This window comes from Rossellomorea sp. NPDC077527 (assembly GCF_044542955.1).
GTDB classification, from domain to species: Bacteria; Bacillota; Bacilli; order Bacillales; family Bacillaceae_B; genus Rossellomorea; species Rossellomorea aquimaris_E.
In genome coordinates this window covers 614,424-636,489 of sequence record NZ_JBITVL010000001.1, presented here as the reverse complement: position 1 = coordinate 636,489, position 22,066 = coordinate 614,424, and the positions used below count along the sequence as shown (strand labels likewise).

The window sequence follows — 22,066 nt, the reverse complement described above, 5'->3', positions numbered from 1 at the left end:
GGGAACAGGTACCCTGGCCCGGTTTCTTCTCAACAAGTTTGGCCAAGGGACCTGTCCCCATGGCCTCACATCGGCAGCCGAATCACAAACTTCGTGCCTTCTCCCTTCTGACTAAACACGTCAATCGTTCCTTCATGCATGAGCACCAATTGCTTCACGATGGAGAGGCCGATGCCGAATTCGCCGTACGGGTTGTTTGTCCGGGACAGGTCGGCTTTATAGAATCTGCGCCAGATCGACTTGATTTCATCCGGGTCCATGCCGATTCCAGTGTCTTCAATTTCAATTACCGTTTCGTTTCCATCAGAGGAACCGCTGAGGGTGATCATACCTTCGGTGGTGAACTGGATGCTGTTCTTCGTGATGTTGATCAGGATTTGGATAAGACGGTCGTAGTCGGCGTGGATCATCGCATCCGGATCTGCAAGGATTCTGATTTCATTTCCTTTTTCTTCAGCCTGGAAATCAAGTTGTTCCTTGATGACTTCGAAGACATCGAGGAGCGGCAGGGTCACTTTCGAGAGGACCACCTGATTGGAACGGATTTTTTCATAATCCAGGTTTTCGTTCACGAGACGGATAAGACGCTTCGTTTCCTCGCTGACGAGACCGAAGCTTTTCTCTTTCTGTTCTTCAGGGATCATGTCGTTCCGAATGCCCTCGATGACACCGCGGATCGTGGTCAGCGGTGTTCTCAGTTCGTGGGACACATCCGCCATGAACTGTCGCCTCCTGCTTTCAAGATTGTCGATTTCCTCCTTGGATGCCTGCAGCTTTGTCACCATTTCATTAAAGTCTTCGGCGAGGTCACCGATTTCATCGAAGTTGGAGCTTGGGACGTGTACATCGTAATCCCCTGATGATACCCGTGACGTCGCCTCTCTTATCCGCTGAATCCTTTTTACGTGAAGCTTCGATAAGAAAAGGCTCAGCAGAACGGAAATCGCCAATGCCAACAGAACGATATACAGCAGATAGTGATTGATCTCACTCAGCATTTCCCTCGTCCCGCTTATCGGGGAAATCAGTATCAGTCCGCCTGTCAGCTGATCATTGACGATCCGGGGCATGATCACAAGGGATACAGCTTGGTTAAAGCGCCCGAAATCTTTTTTCAACGGGACGGTTTCCCCGCTTTCAATCTTCTCCCATTCTTCCTTGGAGAGCTGAATCCGCGGATACACCCCTCCTCTTGAGAAGGATACTTCCCCCTGACGATTGAAGGTGATCACATCGATATTCCGGGCGTGCAGAAGGTTACTGTACTCTTCCAGGTACAGGGGCCTTCTCGGGCTTGGCCGTTCAAGGTCTGATAAAATCTTCTCTCCATACGTCCTCAGTTCCGTCACCTTATTTTCATACACAAGGTTTTCAACATATTGCGAAAACAGAAGACCGAGGATCATGAAGGCGATGATCAGGACGCTCGTATGACTAAGAAGCAGCTGATACAGATATCTAAACTTCATCTCCGGCCGCCGTCTCATCGAACTTATAGCCTACGCCCCACACCGTATGAAGATACGGCTGGTCCTTGCTGCCGATCTTATTCCGAAGCCGCTTGATATGGACATCCACCGTCCGTTCGTCCCCGTAGAAATCATATCCCCATACCCTCTCGAGAAGCTGCTCCCTTGAGAACACTTGACGCGGATGCTGGGATAGAAAATAAAGCAGTTCAAACTCTTTCGGCGTCAAATTCGTAAGGGGTGCGCCTTTCAGGAAGACTTCACGGGTTTCCTTGCTGATGCGGAAATCAGAAGATCCTTGTTCTGGAGTTCCCGAATTCGTTTTCTCCCCTTGATAACGGCGGGTGACGGCCCGGATCCTTGCCATCAGGGCAAGGGGCGAGAAAGGCTTGGTTACATAATCGTCGGCACCGAGTTCAAGTCCAAGCACCTGATCGGACTCACTGTCCTTCGCCGTCAGCATGATCACAGGAACTTGTGAGCCCTCTTCCCTAATCTTTCTGCAAATCGTCACGCCGTCCATCCCAGGGAGCATCCAGTCCAGGATGACAAGATCCCAATCCCCTTCCTGATAACGACGGTACCCTTCTGCCCCGTCGTGGACAAACTCACCCTTTATATCTTCTTTCGTAAAAAACATCTCCAGCATGCTGGTGACACTTTGATTATCTTCCACTACCAATACATTCATGAACATCGCTCCCTTCCGTGGCAAACCATGGGGACAGGTACCTTGGTTCCTGCGCCATGGTACCTGTCCCCATGGCTCCCTTTCTCTTTAAAGTATAGACGTTTTTCCCCTTACGTTCTATGTATTTACACACAATGGAAAAACCCCCGCTCACCCGGCGGGGATTCCCTGACTTATAACGTTGTGTTTGCAGATTCTTCTGAAGTCTGGTCACTTTGTTCCGCTTCATCTTCATGTGGTCCTTTTCCGTGTCCCGGACCATGATGGCCTTTGCCACCTTTGTGGAAAAAGAAGCCCTCTTCCTTATCCTTATTAAATGGGAAGAAGTCTAGATTCTTCGCTTCATCGGCATGTTCGGTCATAATTTCTTCCATCAGTTCTCTAGACGTCTTGCCATCGGTTTCGACGCCCAGTTCTTTCGCTGCTTTCAGGATGGACGCATCCATCACTTCATGGCGCAAATCGTGTTCATCTTTGCCTTCCGTTTCAATTCCAAGATCCTTTGCCTGTTTCATGAGAGCTGCTTCCCTCACCTCATCCGCAAGGGCTTCAAGATCCTTGCCGTCGGTTTCAACCCCAAGCTCTTTCGCCTTTTGCTTCAGTACGGTTTCCCTCACTTCTTGAGCCAGCTCTTCCTGGTCTTTTCCGTCAGTGGAAATCCCCAGTTCCTTCGCCTTATTGTTCAGTTCCGCCTGACGGATCTCATCCATTACGGCACGATGATCTTTTCCCTCGGTGTCGATCCCTAATTCTTTTGCTTTTTTCTCAAGTTCAGCATCCATGATCGCTTTGGCCAGTTCCCGAGTATCCATATCAGCGCTGTCGATCCCAAGCTCTTCCGCTTTCGTCTTCAACTGCTCTTCATTCAGATGAAACTTTCCTGGTCCACCGCCATGTCTTCCAAACTCATGGTTGCCTACAACCGCCGAGTCATTCGTCTTCCCTGCAGTATCCTCATCAGCGGCGAATGCTGGAAGGGACCCCAGAATTCCGACTGCCAAAGCACCAGTTAAAACATACGTTAGTTTTCTTTTCTTATTCATGTATTTTCCTCCTTTATTATGTTGCAGCTGCATGTACAGTATTTCCAACAATTATGACCAAATCATGAACAAACCATGACCGGTTTATGAATCTTTCAATAGATTCTCGATTTGATAATCCTCTTTCTTTTCCTGAAGCCATGTTCCATACTCTGTCTGTAGAGCCTGATCAAATAGGGTGTCTTTGATTTCGTCTTTATGATCGGCAAGAACGGCCTCTTTCGCTTCCTTCTTATCCGTCACTTTGATGATATGGTAGCCGAATTCCGTCTTGACCGGCTCACTGATTTCCCCTTTTTTCATGGAAAATGCCTTATCATCGAACTCCGTCACCATTTCACCTTTGCCAAAATAACCTAGCTCCCCGCCTGACTCGGCATTCGATGTATCCGTGGAGTACTCTTTCGCTAGTTCCGCGAATTCCCCACCGTCATCGAGCTTCGCCTTCACTTCCTTGGCGGTCTCTTCATCATCCACTAAAATATGACTGGCCTCTACCTGTTCCGCCTGAGCAAATGAGTCTTTATTCGCTTCGAAGTATTCCTTAATCTGATCATCCGTAATCGAGACTCTGTCTTTCAGTAGCTTCTCCGTCAGCAGGTACGTCTTGATATTCTCTTTGACGCTATCCAGATCTGCCCCGCTTGATGTGAGAGCCTCATTGAATGCCTCTTCACTGTCATATTGACCTTTTATGTTCTCCAGTTCCTTATCAATTTCACTTTCCTTCACCGCGATGTCCTTCTTCTCGCTCTCAAGCTTCACAATCTTCTCGGCAATCAACGTATCCAAAGCGCCTTCCCCGTATTGATCCACCAGTGTCGCATACAAGTCCTCTTTACTGATCGACTCGCTTCCGACCTTCGCCACCACCTCCTCCTTGGAAAAGCCAAACACCGCCAGCAGTGATCCGATGAGGACAACTCCTCCAATAATGCTCCAAATTGTGATCGATCGTTTCTTTTTCGTCACTTACCCGTACTCCTTTGTGATCTTTTCGTCGTTTTTTTGTAGATTCTTGGTGTTTTGGTATGATTGGTTTTTTGGGGTTTGGTGTCTGGTACATTTCATTTGATTTGTACCTGGTACATTCCATTCACTTTGTACCTGGTACATTCCAGCCCATCTGTACCAGGCACAACTCATCCCATTTTTAATTCATCATTTCATTACTAGTAAGCGTCAATCCCACACTCATCTCTTTTCCATCCCGGAAAATCTTCAGGGTGATTTTATCCCCAACCTTCAAGTCTCCATACAGCTGTCTTCTCAAATCGGCGACACTTCCAACAGATTCTCCGTTCAGCTCTGTAATGACATCGCCCTCTTTAATTCCTGCGTCGGCTGCTGCGGATGTTGGGTCGATATTCGCGACAATCACACCGGCTTCTACTGATTGTGGCAGGTTCGGCAGATAGTGACGTGGAACATCTGAAAGGTTTGTCATACCGATTCCGATATACGGACGTTCCACCTTACCTGTTTTGATGATTTCGCTGACGATCGGCATGAAATCCTTGCTTGGAATCGCAAACCCGAGTCCTTCGACACCGGAGTTCGAGATCTTCGCACTGTTGATCCCGATCAGTTCACCCTTGGAATTCAAGAGCGCGCCTCCGCTGTTACCAGGGTTGATGGCAGCGTCGGTTTGGATGACGTTAAGTTCCGATTCACCTTCAGAAGTTTGTACAGGAATCGTACGGTCGACGGCACTGACAATTCCTTGTGTCACCGTCCGTGATAGATCCAGTCCGAGGGGGTTCCCGATCGCGATGACCTGTTCACCGGCGCGCAGGGCACTGGAATCACCGACTTCCAACAGGTTGTCTGCATACTTCCCATCGATCTTCACAACAGCAAGATCCGTCAGTGGGTCGGCTCCAATCAGCTCACCATCCGTCTTTTCTCCATCATAGAGAGACACTTCAATTTTAGAGGCTCCTTCGATCACATGGTTGTTCGTGATGATATACGCGTTATCCCCGTCTTTTTTAAAGAGAACACCTGAGCCTGTCCCGGCCGCAGCCTCCTGTGATCCACCCATGCTGTTCTGCTGTTGATAGTTGACGATTCCGACGATGGATTCAGAGGCATCCTCCACGATATTGGCGATATCGCCGCTGTTCCCGGTAGAAACCGTTGTCGGCGTGATTCCTGAATCCGCTGCCGTATCCGCCTGTCCGGTGTCTGCCGATTGTTCAACACCAGACTGAGTCAGATTGTCGAAATAATTCGTTTGAGGGAGTACCGTCAGTGTCAGGACAGATCCGATGATCCCGGCGCCAACCGTGTTCAGGAAGCCACGTCCTTTAAACGTCTTCTTCGGCTTCGGGCTTCTCTGCATGTCTTCTTTCTTCACAGGTTCTTCTGATTCTATATGCGTCATTTCTTCGTTTTGATTGTGATTGTCTAGCATGTCGCTACCTCCTATTGTGGATTTGCTTAGTGTTCTTTGCTGTTAAATCCATCTTAGAAGGTAAATATTACGAAACTATTAACAATGTGTGTACATGCTGGGAAGATTGTGGGAAAGAAAAAAGAACCTTGTACGTTTGGTCTCACGTACAAGGTTCTGGTTACTTCTTATCTATATTACTCTGAGAATACCTGCTCCGGATTGTCAGCAATGAAATACCATAACCCATCATCCTCGAGCTTCCCTTCACCCGGAAGTTCCGACGATTCCATCTGTTTCATCGCGTGTGAATAGTCTGTGTATAATTCCTTCAGGTCTTTCTCCTGGATATTCCATTGAAGGTATGGAGAGACGGTATCGAGCAGTTCAAGGATTTTTCCGTAATCGTTCTGTTCCAGAAGCTTATCGACGGATGCCTTGATGACTTTCCGCTGACGTTCGTTCCGGCCTTCGTCACCCATCGGATCCTGCTTTCTCATTCGGACATAGGCGAGTGCTTCATCCGGGGACAGCGTCAATTCTCCTTCTGGGAAGTGGTATCCATCAAAGGTGAAGTCCAAATCATTCTCAAAGGTCAGTTCACCGACTTCTTTGATGACTTCTTCAAATCCGTTCATATTTACTTTTGCGTAGTAGTCGATGTTGATGTCCAATAGTTGTTGAACCGTCTGGACGGTGAGGGTGGTCCCTCCATATGTGTACGTATGATTCAGCTTGGTGCATTCATCTCGTCCCGGGATGGATACTTTGGTATCCCTGGGCAGACTGACTACCTTGGTTTTGTCGGATACGGGATCGATTTCGACTACCATCATGACGTCCGGCCTTCCTTTATCATGTGGTCGTTCATCGACTCCCATCAATAGGATATGGATTTTATCTTCGGGTGCCGTTTCACTTTTTTCTTCTTTAGCTTTGGGAACGTCAATCGGTTCATATGTTTCATCGAAGAATGCCCCCACCTTTGCAAAAACAAAGAACAGAAGCCCTCCCGATATGACGGTCAATCCAATCAGGATTGTGATGCCTATTTTCCATTTCTTATTCATGTGTTACAACTCCTCTTTCGTTAAAATGTCACGGGATCCATTTGCTGTGTGATTGCCTTCATGTCGTATCCCTTTTCTGTCAAGTCGATGAGAAGCTCCTCCAAATACTCAAGGGTCACATCTTTTTCATGAAGCAGGATGATTTTCGGTGAATCTCCATAAGGGAACGCATTGATTTGTTCCATCACATTCGGAACAAATTCTTTGCTTAACAGCCTCCAATCTTCGCTGTCGATGTTCCAGTCCCACATGTGAAATCCTGCTTGATCAACGGCTGCCCGGTAAGCAGGCGTCATATTCGGCACCGATCCGTAAGGGACCCTGATCAGGTTGCTGTGGATACCGGTGATCGATTCCAGGGTCGCTTGCCCTTTTTTCATTTCGCCGACTACTGATTGACTAGATTGATAGAATTTCGCCGCATCATGGGTCACACCGTGCATGCCGACTGAATGGCCTTCTTCAGCCATCTCTTTCACCGAATCTTGGAATCTCCTCATATTCGGCTCAAGCATAAAGAATGTCGCTTTCGCATCGTATTGTTCCAGGACGTTCAGGATGGCTTCTGTGTTTTCATTTGGACCGTCATCAAATGTAAGATAAACCGTCGGCTGTTCGTCTTGTGGAGTTTGTTCTTCCTGTGCTTGATCACCCTCCGTTGTTTCCTCCACTTCAGGCTGATCGACGGTGGATTGTGACTGCCCATCAACCGGAACGGACTCTTCTGCCTTCCCTTCTTGTTCAGGGGTATCCTTGCTCCCCTCTTCCACCTTCTTTTTCACATCATCATTCTGATCCTTGGCAGGCTTCTGCTCTGCTGTTTCTTTTGCCATTACTTTTTCCATATTCTCATTTGTTTTGGCTTCGCCTATATCCATCACCCAAATGGTCGATACTAGGATGAGAAGGGCCGATAGTAACCCGAATGTCATTCGTACACTTTTCTTTAATCTTCTTTTTCTTCGCATGTGATTCACCTTTCCTCCGGCTGTTTTGTTCTATATTCATCGTAAGAGAAAACCGGCGGGAAAGGGTTACTAGGCGGTTACAATCACTCTGCAAAATTTGTTACTTTCTTGTTACTTTTGTCGAATAAATTTACACTATACTATTGAAAGCAATTGGTAGGATGTGAAAAACAGATGAAAAAAATGATCTTTCTCTTGACCGGGATCCTGCTTGTCACAAGCGGCTGTTCCTTATTTCAATCCAACTCCTCCTTGATGAAGCCTCCGGAGCTTCCTGTCGAACAGCAGGAATTGAAGCAGGCCATTCAGGCATTCGTTCCTGCACAGGCGGAGTGGCTCTCTCCAAACGAAGATAAAACGGCAGACACGATCATGAAAACCGATCTGGATGGGGACGGACAAGAAGAGTTGATTGTCTTCTACCGCCTTCCCGACGAAACCTCTCAAATGGAGGGGATCATCCTTGAAAATAAAGAAGGCAAATGGACGAAGATGTCCGGCGTTAAAGATATTGGAAGGGAATTGATGAAGGTCGAAGCAGCTGATTTGAACGGGGACGGCACGAAGGAACTGCTGATTGGCTTTTCCTATGCAGCAGAAGCGTCTGACTCGGCCCTCGTCATCTATAATATAGAAGGCAAAAAGCCAGCCAAGCTGTTCGAGTCCCAATATAGTGCATTCTTTTCGGATGACTATGATGAAGACGGGCGTGAGGAGCTCCTGCTTTCATCGTTGATCCCGAATCAGGAGCATACCGTCTCCCTTTATACCTTTTCAAAAGAGAAACCGGAGAAGGTGGATGAACTGAAGCTCGATCCTTATGTCTATCCATACTATAACTCGGCATCCGGCTACGTCACTCCGTCCGTTAAAGGGGCGATATTCGATTCCACTGTCGGGGCCCATTCCTCGACTTCGTTCATCGTCGGTGTAAAAAACAAGAAGCTAGTGGAACTCGTTCCAAAGGAAATGAAAGATAAATTATTCCGTGCCACTTCCGCAAACAGTGAAGACAAAAATGGAGACGGCATTCTGGAATTTCCGATCCTGATCGAGGCGAATCCCGACAAACCGTATGTGGATATGCCTTTCATACACGAATACTATCAATTGTCTGATGGCGGCAAGCCGGAATTCGTCTCCCGTTCCTATCAGAACTATCCGTATCAGTATGAACTGACGATCCCGGAAGAATGGCCGGAAATCAAAATTGAAGCATCCGATGGAAGGAGATATGTCAAATTCCTCTCGGAGGAAGACGGCTCCCTCCTATTTGATCTATATGTCGTGGACAAAGATAAGAAAGATTCCCTTGAAGGCTGGAATGTCCTGATGGAAAGCAACCAATTCGTTTACGTGACGAAATCGTCCGCATCCGAATTCAAGGAATATGTACATGTATTATCTTCTGAATAACAGAAGCAGTCACTTTCAAATGAAATGCAGGTGGTAAGATTGAAGCGAATCATGATCATTGAAGATGAAGAAAGCATCAGGGGCTTCATTGAAATCAACTTGAAACGATATGGATACGACGTGCTGCAGGCAGACAATGCAGAGGCTGGCATCGAGCTGTTGAAACAACAGGTGGATCCGGTGGATATCGTCCTTCTTGATGTCATGCTGCCCGGGATGAACGGGTTTGAAGCATGCAAAGAGATCCGGGAGTGGAACCGGTCAATCGGCATCATCATGTTGACTGCGAAAGTCCAGGAAATGGATAAAGTTCATGGCTTAATGAACGGGGCCGATGATTATATTTCGAAGCCCTTCAGCCCGAATGAATTGATCGCCCGGATCGAAGCGCTTTTAAGAAGGATCCGCCCTGTTGAACCGGAAAAGCCGGCTACATCCATTTATCTCGATGAAAGCAAGCGGCTCCTAAAGTTAAAGGGGAAGGACGTCGATTTGTCCCCGGTGGAATATGATCTGATCAGCACCATCCTGAAAGCAAATGGAAAAGCCATCAGCCGTCACGACCTGCTCGACAAGGTATGGGGGATCAATTATATGGGGGACCCAAAAATCGTCGATGTCAACATCAGGCGGATCCGGCGAAAAATTGAAGAAGACCCCTCCAATCCGAACTATTTATTGACGGTATGGGGCTACGGATATCGCTGGGATGAATCCGGAGAAGGTAAGCATAATGGGAATTAGACGTCGTTTACTCATACAAAATCTAACGCTGATCACGATGACGATCTTACTGTTCCTAGGCATCGTCGCTTCCGGCATTTATCATTATTATTACAACGGCACGGCTGAAATCCTGCAAAACCATGCAGAGAATTCAGCAACATTCGCCAAGCGCTATGGTCATTTATCAACGTACAATCTAAGGGAGAATCTGCAGGACCTTCAGAGTAACTTCTCCATCGACCAGGCCGAGACCCAAATATTAAGCGGAACTGGAATCGTCTTATCGTCCTCGAGTGGATTCATCCCCGATGAAAAACAGGACTATCCCGACGTAAAGGATGCCTTTTCAAAAGGAGAAGGCACCTGGTTCGGCACCAATCCGGCAACAGGAGAGAGAATCCTTGCCGTCTCGGTCCCACTGGAATCCAGTGATAAGACGATCGGCATCCTCCGTTTTATCACATCCGTCGAAGGACTGGATGAAAATTTTCAAAGAATCTTGATCACCCTGTCCGCAATCGGGATTGGGATTCTTGGGATTGTCTTTATCGTCAGTACCTTTTTTTCCCGGATCATCACGGAGCCCGTCATCGAATTGACGAACGTCTCGAACCGCATGGCGGAAGGCGATCTGGAAGCAAGGGTGAACGGACAGTACAAAGATGAATTCCACACCCTGAGCCAAACATTTAACAATATGGGAAAAGAGCTTCTCAGGACGGAAAAAATGAAAAACGAATTCATTTCGTCCGTATCCCATGAACTCAGGACCCCCCTCACCTCCATCAAGGGCTGGAGCGAAACATTGCAAACAGGGGATCCCGAGAATGTGGAAGAAACCAAAACGGGTCTTTCCATCATCACGAAAGAAACCGACAGACTGATTGACATGGTGGAAGAACTCCTGGACTTCTCCCGCTATCAGAACGGGACATTTGAAATCAACCCGTCACCGTTTTATTTTGATCAGCTGGTGAAGGAAGTCATATTACAGCTCGATAAGAAGCGCCAGCAAAAAGAACAGGAAATCATCCTGATTGAGGACGGACCTCTTAAACTAATGGCTGATCAGAACAGGATCCGGCAAGTGCTCCTCAACCTGATCGAGAACGCCATCAAATATTCAGGTAAAAACAGCACCATCACGGTTCGATACTCAAAAGAAGAACATGACCTGAAATTTGAAGTGGAAGACCAGGGCGAAGGAATCGAAGAAGAACACTTACGGCATGTCTCCACCCTGTTCTATAAAGCCAACGAGAATACAGACGGCGTCGGACTTGGGCTGGCGATTTGCAAACAAATTATTGAACATCATGACGGTGAGCTATTCATCAGAAGTAAAAAGCATGAAGGAACAACGGTTGGATTCTCGTTGCCGCTTTTGAATAGTGGGCGGGGTTGATGGTGTTGGAGAGAGGCAGATCCGGTTGGGTCTGTCTTTTTTTGTGGGGTGGTGAGGTTGCTGTGCCGGGGGGACAGGTACCTTGGCTCATGATTGTCTAGCAGACAGTGTACCTGTCCCCTGATCTATGCCGCAACTTATCGAGAAAATGGACTTCATCGCTTCCGTAATAGAGTAAGCCTCTGTATATCATAGCGATGATGGCCACTCACCTCTGATAATAAGAGAATTTTAATCCATCAAACGACTTTCATGGAGGAATTAATCCGGTTTTAAAATGATTCACCCTTTTTCCAAAACGATTAATCCCTAATCCAGCGTATTCTACCCTCAATCCGTTTTATTAATCCGTTTTTCCATTTATTCAACCAACTTGTCGAATAATCTTTACGGAAAACCATGGGGGGGGACAGGTACCTTGACTCATGACCAATTGAAGAAGGGGACAACGCACCTCCCTGATTTGTTAATTTATGTTAACATTTAAATATAGAAAGATAGATAGACGAATAAGGGAGGACTTTCATTGAACACGTTGGAGTATCGATTGGAAAATCAATCAATCAAAACCTTTGAGGACCTATCCAGTTTGGAAACAAGTATCCGATTCTTTGTAAACTATTGGGTCCATGATGGAATCGTTTATGAAAATAAGGGTAATCATTTCAGAGATGGTCACTATGTGATGGAACTGCATGAATGCAAGGGCGAAGAGCCATATGCGGACGCTAGTGAAAAAGCACCCAACACGATTGAATACCGTTTGTTTCATTCAGGCAGAGAGATCATCAAGGAATCTACTGAAACGAACAAAGAGGATATCATGCTGGCGTTATCTTTAGACAGCGTCACGCTTGAGGATCGTACATATAATCGTTTATCTCTCGAGTATGATGAAGACCGAAACGTGTATGTCTATTATTTAAATGGATAATGAAAGCCAGGGGGTCAGACCCCCTGGCTCATCAAGACTGGGACAAGGAACCTGTCCCCCTGTCCCACTCTTCCTTAAACTCCTTCAGCGACTGCTGACGCTTCTCCCGATCATCACTCACTGCTTTCATCGCCACTTCATATAAGTCACTGCTCAATCTCCATTTTTCAATCGACCGGTCCCGCTCTCCGCCAAACAACGCGAAGGCGGTGGCTCCCATCAGATACACATTCGTGATGTTATCGATGACGGCACCTTGTTCGAATTCCTCGGGAGACATGAATCGGGAGGACCCCCACATTCTGCCCATTGGATTGATATAGGAGCGTTTCGAATAAAGGTCAATGTCGCAGATCACTGTCTTTTTTTTCACAAAATCATAGAGGATACTGCCGTCATAGAAATCGATGGCGACATACCCCTGCTCCGCTACATGGATATGAAAGTCGAGGATATCACGGAAGACATCCATTTTTGTGCTGTCCGGCATTTCCATAAATTTTTCCCGAGAGCGTGGATACATTTTCCCCATGCACTCCCCGTCCGTCCATTCAAAGATCGCGGCATATCCCCCACCGACTTCTTCCCCACGAATCAATGTGATCAAATGAGGATGTCGCAGATCTTCATACACCTTGACGGCAGCCTTCAACTCGGCGACTGCCTCTTCCGGTTTGCCCGCATAACGCGCTGTCGGGGCGCCGGCGAACTTGATAAACATTTTGTGTTCACCGTTTTGTACCCCGAAACAAATATTGCCCGAATCCTGATCGTCATACACCTTGAAGACCTCTCCATACTCCCCGATAAAAGAAAGGTCGTACGGGGACTTTAATTTAAACGGAATTTGATCGATATATTGAATATCAAAATCCTCCACATACCACGTCGGTACCGGATTCTTCATCCCGTCGAACCACTCCAGCACTTCCTTCGCCTGCTTCTTCATCGTATCCACTTCCTCTTCCCCGAACATCATCGCCCAGGGTATGGAAGACAGCATATTGCTGCTGATGTAAAAGGTCATGAGCTTGAAGAACTCCTCCGGCGGCCTTCCGTTAAAATAGCCGTTGAGCTGTCCCGTGGCAAAATGGGGACTTGCCGACGCACTGAAGGCGATGCGGTTAAACTCCTCCCATGGATCACCGAAGTCATGGCGATTGAAGTCGATGACGGAGAGCTCCCCTTCATTTGAAATGACCATATTTCCTACATGATAATCGCCGTGATGAAAGGTTTGCGGACGGCCGACGAGAAGATGCCGGTTTGCCTCTATGTATTCAAGAATGAGATCACCGGCTTCGATTTTCACCGGACAATCATGATATTGCTGAATCTTTTTGTCTACCTTGCGATTGAATTTCGTTTCCCACTTTTCATGATCGGGGGGTGCCTGCGTGGAGTGAATTTTCCGGAGATAGCGACCCGCCTTCAGACCGAGCTCGTACTGCTCCGTATCCGTCAGCTTAGGCAGCACCTCAGCCGCGTCGTCTCCTTCACACCATGTAAAAAGGGTATACACTTGATCATCGTCACACACACCAAACTCGAGGGGCTTTGACATTGGGATCCCCGTCTCGACCAGACGCTTCATCGCCTCGAACTCGCTCTTCTTACTCTCATATTCGGAAGCATCCGCCGTCCGGAGCAGCAGTCTTTCACCTGTATCTGCTTCTACATAATATTTCTTGTCACTTGACCAGCCTTTGGTGATGGGGTCTATTTTTTTAAAATGGTATTCGGTTTTGATATTGAGCATGTGGCACCTCCAGTTAGCCATGGGGACAGGTACCTTGGCTTTTTTAGTTTACTAGATTCATAAACCTAATTTTACCAGAAGGTGAGCTGTAATGGGTAAGGTAAACGAAAAGGTCTCGCTAGCATTTTTCGAAATTTAGTTGCCTGCCCTACGTTTTACTTGGAATGATAGATACACTCTTCTAGAACTCCCCCCTCACACTCCTCTTCATGATCCGGCTGTATACCCCAGGCACGATCCTGCTTGTGATCAATGACAGTTTGGCAATTGGACTTATATAGATCCTTTTCCGCTTGGCCATTACCCCTTTAACAATCTGTCCAGCTACAAACTCTGGTGTTAGAACGTTCCCGACGGTTTGTTTCTTCTGAACGACGTGGTTCCCATCACCTCCATAGGCTGTGTGTTCCATTGCTGTTTTCATAAAAGAAGGACATACCATCAAGACGTTCACCCCGTCTTCCTCCACTTCTACCCGAAGTGTTTCAAAGAAGCCATGCAGCGCATGCTTACTGGCTGCATATCCTGTTCTCCCCATTAACGGAGCAAAGCCTGCGACACTTGAAACGACGACATAGGTCCCTTTACTCTGGATAAGATGATCCAGGGTAAAGTGAGTAAGATTGATCGTTCCGCTTATATTGACGGCGATGATTCTTTCAAGCACATCCAGCTGTGTCTGAGCGAATGTACTGCGATGGGAAATGCCCGCATTGTGGATGACCATATCAAGGGTGATACCACTAGCCTCCACCTCTCTAACAACGCGCTGGCATTGATCCTTGTCAGCTATATCGCATACAAAGGTGCTGCATGAGATGTGTTTCTCCTCCAGAAAATCCTTTAATGATTGAAGGGGTTCAGGTTTTATATCCAAAGCGATGATCCTCGCTCCCCTGCTGCCGAATGCCAAGCTAAGTTCTTTTCCCAATCCACCTGCCGCTCCCGTAATCAAGACATTCTTACTCTTAACATCCATCTAATCCCTCCTAAAAAAGACCGGTATCAAACCGGTCCATTCCCATCTATGAAGCAACTGTTGATTCCCTTTTTGCATTGATTGATCTCTTTTCTAGAAAATAGCGGAATACTTCCTCAGAAGTAAGGGCAGGTGTATAGCCGAATTCCGTCTTTAACTTTTCATTCGCAAGAACAGGGCGATACCTTAAAAAATTCACCTGCTCTTCCCCGTATTGAGTCATAGACAATCGTTTCAGAACAAATAGCACAGACTTCAACAACCATGCGGGGATTCGAAGCACCCGCTTCCCAAGAATATCCGCAATTTCTTCAACAGAGAGTGCACCATCTCCTGCTACATTGAAGATTCCTGTATTCGTTCCAGTGATTCCTCTTAGAAGACACTCTATCACATCCTGATCCCAGATGAAGACGAAGGGGCTGTCTGAACCTGCCACCCCGATCATCATCTTCTTCTCAAATAGAGCCGTAATCTGATTGTTGGTTGAATCGCCGAGGATCGTGCCAATTCGAAAGATAACCTGTTCAAGTTCCGGGTGATTTTGGCGGTACTCAGAAAGCATTTCCTCCACCAGCCTCTTATGATAGGAGTAAGCAAACTCCTCGTTCCCGCGGATGGCATCCTCTTCTATCAACCATGCCGGCTGATCGGCATGATATCCATAAGCCGCACCGCTCGAAGTCAACACGATGCGCTTCACTCCATTATTCACACAGGCTTTTAATACATTTTCGGTTCCCAGTACATCAACGGAATACTCGAATTCCCGATTGCTCTTCCTTCCCGGCGTGACAATTGAAGCCAGGTGGACGACCGTATCAATACGGTGTTGTTTTAGCACCTCATTCAGTTTCTCTGAACGGACATCCAGTTCCACAAACTCCACACTCGGGTGGTGAACGGAAATGTCTTTAATATCGGCTGCGACAATCTTCCTTATCAGCCCACCATTCTCTGTCAAACGTTTCAGAAGAGTGCTGCCAAGATACCCGGCAGCACCGGTGATTAGTACATTCATGCCTCAACCCCTCCTTTGACTGGTGGAATGACTGCCGGTTCCCTTCTAGACCAAAATGCGGCAAGGGAAAGACCGGATATGAGATGCCACACGCCCCACCAGGCGGCAACGATAGCCATGCCGCCAAGACCGTCAAAGAAATTGAAGATCAAGACAAGCCCAAGTCCGGAGTTTTGGATCCCCACTTCGATTGCGATTGCGCGTCGGTCAGCTTCCGGAAGCTTGAAGGCCCGAGCGGAAAAATATCCGGACAGCATAGCAATCAAATTTTGAAGGAAAACGACCAGCACCACCATGCCGACAAACTGGACAAAATACGTAAAGTTTGAAATCAGTGCCGATAGGAGGAACAAGATGAAGAACGCTATGGATATATTCTTCATCCGTTTATTCACCTTCATGGCGAGTACCGGGTATTTATACCGGATGAACATCCCTATGACGAGAGGAAGCCCGAGCATCAAGAAAATCATGAACAGCATATCGACAGGATTAATGGTGAAGGACCGAAGCAGAGATTCCGTCCCCGGGTACAATGAGCCCCAGAACATCACATTCACCGGGGTCAAAAAGATTGCCGCAACAGTGGACACGGCTGACATCGAGATGGACAAAGGCGTATTCCCTTTGGATAAGTACGTGATGAAATTAGACAGGTTGCCTCCGGGGCATGCTGCCACCATGAACAAGCCCAACGCAATGCTCGGAACCGGATCGATCAATGAGACTAACACGAAAGTGAAAGCCGGGAGAAGCAAAAATTGTGCCGTCAGCCCGATCAACATCGGTTTAGGGGTAGAGAAAGTCCGTTTGAAATCCTCCAGCTTCAAATCCAGTGCCACTCCAAACATAATGAACCCGATCACCATGTTCAAAATGGTCAGCGTAGTCGGATTGAAATTCAACTGAACCTGATCAATACTCATTATTTGCCCTTAGGTTCCTGATGCATATCTTTGAAATACTTCAGCCCTGGCGCCCACATATGCTTGACGGGATCAACGTCTACGTGGATCACGGAGCATTTGCCCGTTTCAAAACAACGCTCAATTGCGCCCTTTAATTCCCTCGGGTCATTGACATGCTCCCCATGGGCTCCCATGCTTTCCGCCAGTTGATCAAATTGGATTACCCCTAAATCCGCATTGATGGTCTCTTCAGGGCTTAATGACTTTTTAATCAAAGTCTTCACTGGTTTTAAAGCGAATTGCTGGTTCATCTTGACCATTCCCCACTGCTTATCACACATCACAAGGAAAATGATGGGCAACTCATTTCTGACAGCGGTTTCAATTTCCTGTGGATGAAAGCCCATGGCACCATCCCCGATGATACAGCAGACGGGACGATTCCGATTGGCAGCCGCCGCTCCAAGTGCCTGCCCCGGTCCCGCTCCAAGCATACCGAATTTATAGGTCGAGAGAACCGTTCCCGGTCTCTTGACCTGATAAAAGAAGTTCGACCAAATCACCGTATTCCCCCCATCGAGTACAAACGTCGTATCCTCTGGGAACACATCCTGGCAGATGGACGGAATATGCGCGGGGTTCATCGGGACAGCCATATCTTCCAGATGCTGATCTAGTTTCTTTCGGTTTTTTTCCTTTTCTCCGATGATCTTTTGATTCTTCACTTTTCGTTCTCCTGCAGAAATTTCATTCCTCCGTGTCAGCAGGCGGTCATAGAGTTGGGTTAGAAACGTCTTAATATCCGCTTGGACCGCTAAGTCCACCGGCTTATTGGCTCCAAGAATCCCTGGATCCAGATCAACTTGTATCACCTTTTGTTCTGGGTTCCAATACGGCGCTTTCCCCCACCAGTCTGTTTCTCCAAGCCTGGACCCGAGAACGAGAACGACATCCGCTTCATTTCTTAATTTATTGTTGGTCGCGATGTGTATCATCGGAAGCATCAAATCATTCGTCTCTGGGATTGCCCCCCTCGCCGCCCAGCTTGTCGTAACCATGGACTGCAGGAGCTCCGCTGTCATTTCAAGCTCCTCATAGGCCCGGGAGTGAACCACTCCACTGCCGGCGTGAATCATCGGGTATTCGGCATGAATGAGCAATTCAACAGCCTTATCCAACTGCTGTTCTGATGCACCAGGCATTTCTGTAACCCTGTACTGATGAGGTTCCCAAAAGGCTATGTCACATTTATTCTTGGAGTTCAGGATATTTTCAGGGATATCAATATGAACGACACCCGGACGTCCTTCATAGCATTTCCTAAGGGCCGTGCGCATCATTTCAGGAATGCGCTCAAAGGAAGGAACGGCCTCACTCCATTTGGCAATGTTTGAGATGACCCCCGTCTGATTAAAGCATTGATACGTACCGCCGCGATCTGGATACATGATGCCCGTCCTTCGTGAGCTCGTAATCACAAGTACCCGATTTCCCTCACCTTCCTCGACAACCAGCCCTGGAAGGATATTCGCCACTCCCGGACCATTGCTCGCCATGCAAACACCAAGCTTCCCCGTCACCCTCGCATATGCACCTGCCATGTGAGCGGCGCTCGTCTCATGCCTCGGCGTAATGAGCTCAATCCCGTTATTCCCAAGATTCGAATAGAACCCGAAATACGTTCCATCAATGATTCCAAATACCTTTTCTACATTTTCTTTCCGCAGCATATTCGCAATAACTTCTCCACCCGTCATTTCTCCCATACTTGCCCTCCTATTATGGTTCGATTTAATTTCGTCTTTATGTTTCATATGAACCTATGTAAAACGTCACCTATATCGATAACGCTTCAGCCAGTCCGTTCATTACTTCTGAATCCCACTCATCCTCCACTCCTCTTTCAAACTGGTCAAAAGTTGCAAATAGATTCTCTCTATATCCCGTTCATCAGGTACCGTCTTATTCGTTAAAATACCGTTACCGGACATAGCATTCTGAATCAGAGTCGGCATGACATTTATAAAGGCTTCTCCATCAGGTATATACGCTGAACCCTCTTGAAGGATGTTAAATCTGTCATTAAACTCTCTCACTCTTTCAAGTACATACTCTGCCTTTTTCAGAGATTGTTCTTGGTTGCCCCCTAGCATATGGCCGATATCAGCATAACGCTCGGCTGCTGCCTCCAGTCCGAACTCAATGACATACGGCATCAATAATGCAACACTCAGACCATGAGGAATATGAAACCTTGCTCCGAGCGGTCTGGCAGCGGCATGTGCGAGATTCGTAGAAGCATTAGAAAACGCCACCCCTGCATAATAGCTTCCGAGAAGCATCATTTCCCTCGCCTCCAGGTCTTCACCGTTTTCATATGCCTCTGGCAGCCATTTCCCTATCAATCGGACCGCTTCAAGAGCGAAGTGATCACTTAATGGCGTCGCTTTTCTAGAAACATAGGCTTCCATTGCATGAGCGAGAGCATCAAGACCTGTATAAGCTGTCACGTGTTTCGGCAGACTGACCGTCAACACGGGATCCAGAATCGCTGCATCAGGGACCATTCCTTCATGACCGGGATTTTTCTTCACCTGACTTTCACGCTCCGTGATGACTGTCACCCGGGATGCTTCGGATCCAGTTCCCGCAGTCGTCGGCACCGCTATCAACGGGAGCCGCTCCAACACCCTCATCCCGGGGATTGAATCAAGGGTCGCCTCTTCAACAAGTCCCATGACTGAAAGAGCCTTTGCAAGATCTATGACACTTCCTCCACCAACCGCCACGATACAGTCGGCTCCACTCTGTTTGAGCTGTTTCAATGCTTCATTTAACTCCTCTGTAGTCGGCTCTCCCTTTATACCGGAGAAGAAGTCAGCCGTCAGTCCTTGGCGACTGAGCATCCCTTTGAATTGGGAGAGAAACGGTTCCCTCATCAACAATGAACCGCAGACTATAAATAGATGAGAAGCGTGCAACTCCTTCGCTACTTCCCCTACTTTATAAAACGAGCCTGCCCCTACTTTCAATCTTCTTGGTAAACATAGCTCCTTCATTCATACTCCCCCCTCTCCTAAAACAGTTTCTTCCGTCTCGTTTTGATCCTGAACACATACATATCCGGCCGGAACACACTCGTATAATATTCAATCGTTTCCCCATTCACATCCGTCATCATGCGTTCCACACACAGCACATTCGAGCCTGCCCGGACATCCAGTTCCAGCGCATCCTCATCTGTGACCACTTTACTTGAAATAAACTGTTCTGCCTCTTCCATTTCAATTCCCAAGTCATTCTCAAGCAAATCGTAAATCGCTGCAGCCTCCAAATCATATTCCGCTACCTTCATTCCGAGCTCCTTCGCATAATGATGCCGTTCAATCGCTATCGGGATGCCATCTGCCGTTCTCAAACGTTCAATCGTGAAGAACCTGTTTACGTTTAACATCTCAGAAACCAATTGATCCTCTTTCTCCATCCCACAATGAAGCAGTCTGGAACCTGGCACCATCCCCATCTTCTTCACCGTATCTGTCAGACTGTTCAATGAATCCAGCCACTCATGTACAGGGGGTTTCTGAGAAATGAACGTTCCTTTTCCATGGATTTTCTGAAGGACCCCTTCAGTGACCAAATGCGAAACAGCTTCCCTAATTGTCGTCCGACTCACGGAAAACCGATCCATCAAATCTCTTTCACTCGGAATCCGCTCCTTATGAACCCCTTCCCCAATCTCCCTCGTAAGGATATCTTTAATCTGAAGATGATAAGGAACAGGATTATTTGTATCAATCAAATGGACTTCACTCCTTTACGTGTCAAATACACATCGCGACGTCCGGACCAGTTGGAACATAAAGAATGCTTCAATTTCATGCCTTTGACCGGCGCTGCACTTCAAGTATATGAATCTAATCTGTAGGGTATGATCGTACAATGGTGTTGTTGGAAATTGTTCGAAAGAAGATTGGTAGTGGTAGATGGAACATAAGTAGTTGCATTCTATTCTTTAAAAAGAACAGTGGTGTAATTAAATAGTATTATAATTCAGAATTTTCAGCAAGTAGTTTTTTACTTCTTTACTTGTTGAATCTGGTGCATATTCGTTATTACTTTAAAATAATTCTTCAATCCAAACATCCTCCTTCCAAATCTCATCTCTTCTTTTCTACTTGATGAAAAATGAAAGCAGATACTATATTCCTAACTGCAATAAGAGCCATATTTACACAAAAACACAATACCTATTTATGTTAAAATAACCCAGTAATCTATTTTCAAAAGGAGCTGTAAGAATGAAGAAACATCGTGCATTTATTTTGGCCACATCATTCACCATTCTATTGTCAGCCTGTAGCCAGTCATCCGGGGATGCAGAGAATCACTCTGAGTCAGAATCTGTATCCGTAAGTAAGGAGGATCCGTCAACCGACACATCCTTGAAATCCGATGAGGACAGCAGCCAAACGGATTTCAACCAGGAGGAAGCTTCCGCTGAAAAGACCAAAGAAGAAGAACCTATCAATACCGTCACAAAAATAGAAGGAAAACAAACCTACATAGAAAGACTGGACAACATCCAAAAGGAACTGGATGCCATGCCGGATAAAAAGGATTCCGATAAAGGTGTCACTAACGCGATGAAAAACTATTATGGCGTGTCTTATGAGAAGTATGACGATGCCTTGAATGAGATCTATGCCCTGCTGAAGAAAGAACTGTCCCCTGAAGTCATGGCAGAGTTAAAAACGGAACAATTGAAATGGATCGAGGAGAAAAAAGAAAAAGCGGAAAAAGAAAGACTGAAGTATGAAGGTGGAACGTTTGAATATGTAGCGTGGTATATTTCGTTGTATGAGTCGACGAAGGATCGATGTTATGAGTTGGTGGAGGAGTATATGACAAACTAAAGCACGGGTGTTATAGAGGGGAGTTTCAGGACTTCCCTCTTTTTGTTTCACCTGAATAGGCTGTTGCACATACACTTTAAATGATCGAACTCACTGCACGGCAGTCTATTGAATAGGAGTTGACTAAAATGTTGGTTCACAGAGGAAACAATCAACCAGTGTATGCCAATGCCCCGGGATACTATCACCATGTACGTCAGTATCCAGGAGGCTATGAATCGGAGATAGATATTCTCAGGAAACAATATGCCATGCTGGATCGAAAGATTTATTCCTTAACTCAAAGAGTCGAGAGGATCGAGAGGCACCTTAGGATTCTGAGATAATTCTCATTTTTATAATAAGAATGCTTATCAGCAAACGGCA

At 46.8% G+C, this 22,066-nt stretch carries 20 protein-coding genes; 6 read left to right on the top strand and 14 right to left on the bottom strand.

What is annotated here, in order from left to right:
• Positions 1 to 65 precede the first annotated feature (65 nt).
• From ACIGG7_RS03195 to ACIGG7_RS03165, 7 genes are all read right to left on the bottom strand, one after another.
• Positions 66 to 1,469 (bottom strand): sensor histidine kinase, encoded by a 1,404-nt coding sequence (locus tag ACIGG7_RS03195; protein WP_397548785.1) that lies wholly within the window; start codon positions 1,467 to 1,469, stop codon positions 66 to 68.
• Entirely contained in the window at positions 1,459 to 2,160 is a 702-nt protein-coding gene (locus ACIGG7_RS03190; RefSeq protein WP_224942532.1) for a response regulator transcription factor, read from the bottom strand. The genes ACIGG7_RS03195 and ACIGG7_RS03190 overlap by 11 nt, the downstream gene beginning before the upstream one ends.
• A gap of 173 nt (positions 2,161 to 2,333) precedes the next feature.
• Positions 2,334 to 3,203 (bottom strand): hypothetical protein, encoded by an 870-nt coding sequence (locus tag ACIGG7_RS03185; RefSeq protein ID WP_397548784.1) that lies wholly within the window; start codon positions 3,201 to 3,203, stop codon positions 2,334 to 2,336.
• Between the two features lie 84 nt (positions 3,204 to 3,287).
• Positions 3,288 to 4,175: a peptidylprolyl isomerase gene (locus tag ACIGG7_RS03180; protein WP_397548783.1), complete on the bottom strand. Its 888-nt coding sequence runs from the start codon at positions 4,173 to 4,175 to the stop codon at positions 3,288 to 3,290.
• Between the two features lie 181 nt (positions 4,176 to 4,356).
• Entirely contained in the window at positions 4,357 to 5,619 is a 1,263-nt protein-coding gene (locus tag ACIGG7_RS03175) for a S1C family serine protease (RefSeq protein ID WP_397548782.1), read from the bottom strand.
• Between the two features lie 176 nt (positions 5,620 to 5,795).
• The gene (locus tag ACIGG7_RS03170; protein WP_397548781.1) at positions 5,796 to 6,668 is read right to left on the bottom strand and encodes an LCP family glycopolymer transferase; all 873 of its coding nucleotides are present in this window, start codon (positions 6,666 to 6,668) and stop codon (positions 5,796 to 5,798) included.
• A 20-nt stretch (positions 6,669 to 6,688) separates the two neighbouring features.
• On the bottom strand, positions 6,689 to 7,636 hold the full coding sequence (locus ACIGG7_RS03165) for a polysaccharide deacetylase family protein (RefSeq protein ID WP_397548780.1): 948 nt from the start codon (positions 7,634 to 7,636) through the stop codon (positions 6,689 to 6,691).
• 174 nt (positions 7,637 to 7,810) lie between these two features.
• On the opposite strand from ACIGG7_RS03165, the gene ACIGG7_RS03160 reads away from it, so the two are divergent.
• From ACIGG7_RS03160 to ACIGG7_RS03145, 4 genes are all read left to right on the top strand, one after another.
• The gene (locus ACIGG7_RS03160; RefSeq protein ID WP_397548779.1) at positions 7,811 to 9,052 is read left to right on the top strand and encodes an FG-GAP repeat domain-containing protein; all 1,242 of its coding nucleotides are present in this window, start codon (positions 7,811 to 7,813) and stop codon (positions 9,050 to 9,052) included.
• A gap of 39 nt (positions 9,053 to 9,091) precedes the next feature.
• Complete coding sequence (locus ACIGG7_RS03155) at positions 9,092 to 9,796, top strand: response regulator transcription factor (RefSeq protein WP_397548778.1); 705 nt, start codon at positions 9,092 to 9,094, stop codon at positions 9,794 to 9,796.
• Positions 9,786 to 11,183 carry a sensor histidine kinase gene (locus tag ACIGG7_RS03150; protein ID WP_397548777.1) on the top strand — a complete coding sequence of 466 codons (1,398 nt, stop codon included), beginning with the start codon at positions 9,786 to 9,788 and terminating at the stop codon, positions 11,181 to 11,183. Before ACIGG7_RS03155 ends, ACIGG7_RS03150 begins: the two co-directional genes overlap by 11 nt.
• A 526-nt stretch (positions 11,184 to 11,709) precedes the next feature.
• Positions 11,710 to 12,117: a hypothetical protein gene (locus ACIGG7_RS03145; RefSeq protein ID WP_397548776.1), complete on the top strand. Its 408-nt coding sequence runs from the start codon at positions 11,710 to 11,712 to the stop codon at positions 12,115 to 12,117.
• 31 nt (positions 12,118 to 12,148) lie between these two features.
• On the opposite strand, the gene ACIGG7_RS03140 is transcribed toward ACIGG7_RS03145, so the two are convergent.
• The 7 genes from ACIGG7_RS03140 to ACIGG7_RS03110 all read right to left on the bottom strand — a co-directional run bounded on the left by ACIGG7_RS03140 (position 12,149) and on the right by ACIGG7_RS03110 (position 20,586).
• Entirely contained in the window at positions 12,149 to 13,876 is a 1,728-nt protein-coding gene (locus ACIGG7_RS03140; protein ID WP_397548775.1) for a phosphotransferase, read from the bottom strand.
• Positions 13,877 to 14,057: 181 nt separating this feature from the next.
• Positions 14,058 to 14,855, bottom strand: coding sequence for an SDR family oxidoreductase (locus ACIGG7_RS03135; RefSeq protein ID WP_397548774.1), 798 nt, complete (start codon positions 14,853 to 14,855; stop codon positions 14,058 to 14,060).
• 46 nt (positions 14,856 to 14,901) lie between these two features.
• Entirely contained in the window at positions 14,902 to 15,876 is a 975-nt protein-coding gene (locus ACIGG7_RS03130; protein WP_397548773.1) for an SDR family oxidoreductase, read from the bottom strand.
• Positions 15,873 to 16,802: a bile acid:sodium symporter family protein gene (locus ACIGG7_RS03125; protein WP_397548772.1), complete on the bottom strand. Its 930-nt coding sequence runs from the start codon at positions 16,800 to 16,802 to the stop codon at positions 15,873 to 15,875. Before ACIGG7_RS03125 ends, ACIGG7_RS03130 begins: the two co-directional genes overlap by 4 nt.
• Positions 16,802 to 18,550, bottom strand: a complete 1,749-nt coding sequence (locus ACIGG7_RS03120; RefSeq protein WP_397548771.1) for a thiamine pyrophosphate-binding protein — start codon at positions 18,548 to 18,550, stop codon at positions 16,802 to 16,804. Before ACIGG7_RS03120 ends, ACIGG7_RS03125 begins: the two co-directional genes overlap by 1 nt.
• 102 nt (positions 18,551 to 18,652) lie before the next feature.
• A complete protein-coding gene (locus tag ACIGG7_RS03115) occupies positions 18,653 to 19,843 on the bottom strand; it encodes an iron-containing alcohol dehydrogenase (protein ID WP_397548770.1) in 1,191 nt (396 codons plus the stop codon).
• Between the two features lie 17 nt (positions 19,844 to 19,860).
• Positions 19,861 to 20,586 carry a GntR family transcriptional regulator gene (locus tag ACIGG7_RS03110; RefSeq protein ID WP_397548769.1) on the bottom strand — a complete coding sequence of 242 codons (726 nt, stop codon included), beginning with the start codon at positions 20,584 to 20,586 and terminating at the stop codon, positions 19,861 to 19,863.
• A 499-nt stretch (positions 20,587 to 21,085) separates the two neighbouring features.
• On the opposite strand from ACIGG7_RS03110, the gene ACIGG7_RS03105 reads away from it, so the two are divergent.
• Positions 21,086 to 21,700 (top strand): lysozyme inhibitor LprI family protein, encoded by a 615-nt coding sequence (locus ACIGG7_RS03105; RefSeq protein WP_397548768.1) that lies wholly within the window; start codon positions 21,086 to 21,088, stop codon positions 21,698 to 21,700.
• 128 nt (positions 21,701 to 21,828) lie between these two features.
• On the top strand, positions 21,829 to 22,026 hold the full coding sequence (locus ACIGG7_RS03100) for a hypothetical protein (RefSeq protein ID WP_224942515.1): 198 nt from the start codon (positions 21,829 to 21,831) through the stop codon (positions 22,024 to 22,026).
• The last annotated feature ends 40 nt before the right edge of the window (positions 22,027 to 22,066 follow it).

What these genes read in the sequence shown, in the direction of transcription:
- ACIGG7_RS03195 (WP_397548785.1), bottom strand. Translation starts at nt 1,469, where the DNA reads ATGAAGTTTAGATATCTGTATCAGCTGCTTCTTAGTCATACGAGCGTC.
- ACIGG7_RS03190 (WP_224942532.1), bottom strand. Translation starts at nt 2,160, where the DNA reads ATGAATGTATTGGTAGTGGAAGATAATCAAAGTGTCACCAGCATGCTG.
- ACIGG7_RS03185 (WP_397548784.1), bottom strand. Translation starts at nt 3,203, where the DNA reads ATGAATAAGAAAAGAAAACTAACGTATGTTTTAACTGGTGCTTTGGCA.
- ACIGG7_RS03175 (WP_397548782.1), bottom strand. Translation starts at nt 5,619, where the DNA reads ATGCTAGACAATCACAATCAAAACGAAGAAATGACGCATATAGAATCA.
- ACIGG7_RS03170 (WP_397548781.1), bottom strand. Translation starts at nt 6,668, where the DNA reads ATGAATAAGAAATGGAAAATAGGCATCACAATCCTGATTGGATTGACC.
- ACIGG7_RS03165 (WP_397548780.1), bottom strand. Translation starts at nt 7,636, where the DNA reads ATGCGAAGAAAAAGAAGATTAAAGAAAAGTGTACGAATGACATTCGGG.
- ACIGG7_RS03160 (WP_397548779.1), top strand. Translation starts at nt 7,811, where the DNA reads ATGAAAAAAATGATCTTTCTCTTGACCGGGATCCTGCTTGTCACAAGC.
- ACIGG7_RS03150 (WP_397548777.1), top strand. Translation starts at nt 9,786, where the DNA reads ATGGGAATTAGACGTCGTTTACTCATACAAAATCTAACGCTGATCACG.
- ACIGG7_RS03140 (WP_397548775.1), bottom strand. Translation starts at nt 13,876, where the DNA reads ATGCTCAATATCAAAACCGAATACCATTTTAAAAAAATAGACCCCATC.
- ACIGG7_RS03135 (WP_397548774.1), bottom strand. Translation starts at nt 14,855, where the DNA reads ATGGATGTTAAGAGTAAGAATGTCTTGATTACGGGAGCGGCAGGTGGA.
- ACIGG7_RS03130 (WP_397548773.1), bottom strand. Translation starts at nt 15,876, where the DNA reads ATGAATGTACTAATCACCGGTGCTGCCGGGTATCTTGGCAGCACTCTT.
- ACIGG7_RS03125 (WP_397548772.1), bottom strand. Translation starts at nt 16,802, where the DNA reads ATGAGTATTGATCAGGTTCAGTTGAATTTCAATCCGACTACGCTGACC.
- ACIGG7_RS03120 (WP_397548771.1), bottom strand. Translation starts at nt 18,550, where the DNA reads ATGGGAGAAATGACGGGTGGAGAAGTTATTGCGAATATGCTGCGGAAA.
- ACIGG7_RS03115 (WP_397548770.1), bottom strand. Translation starts at nt 19,843, where the DNA reads ATGAAGGAGCTATGTTTACCAAGAAGATTGAAAGTAGGGGCAGGCTCG.
- ACIGG7_RS03105 (WP_397548768.1), top strand. Translation starts at nt 21,086, where the DNA reads ATGAAGAAACATCGTGCATTTATTTTGGCCACATCATTCACCATTCTA.
- ACIGG7_RS03100 (WP_224942515.1), top strand. Translation starts at nt 21,829, where the DNA reads ATGTTGGTTCACAGAGGAAACAATCAACCAGTGTATGCCAATGCCCCG.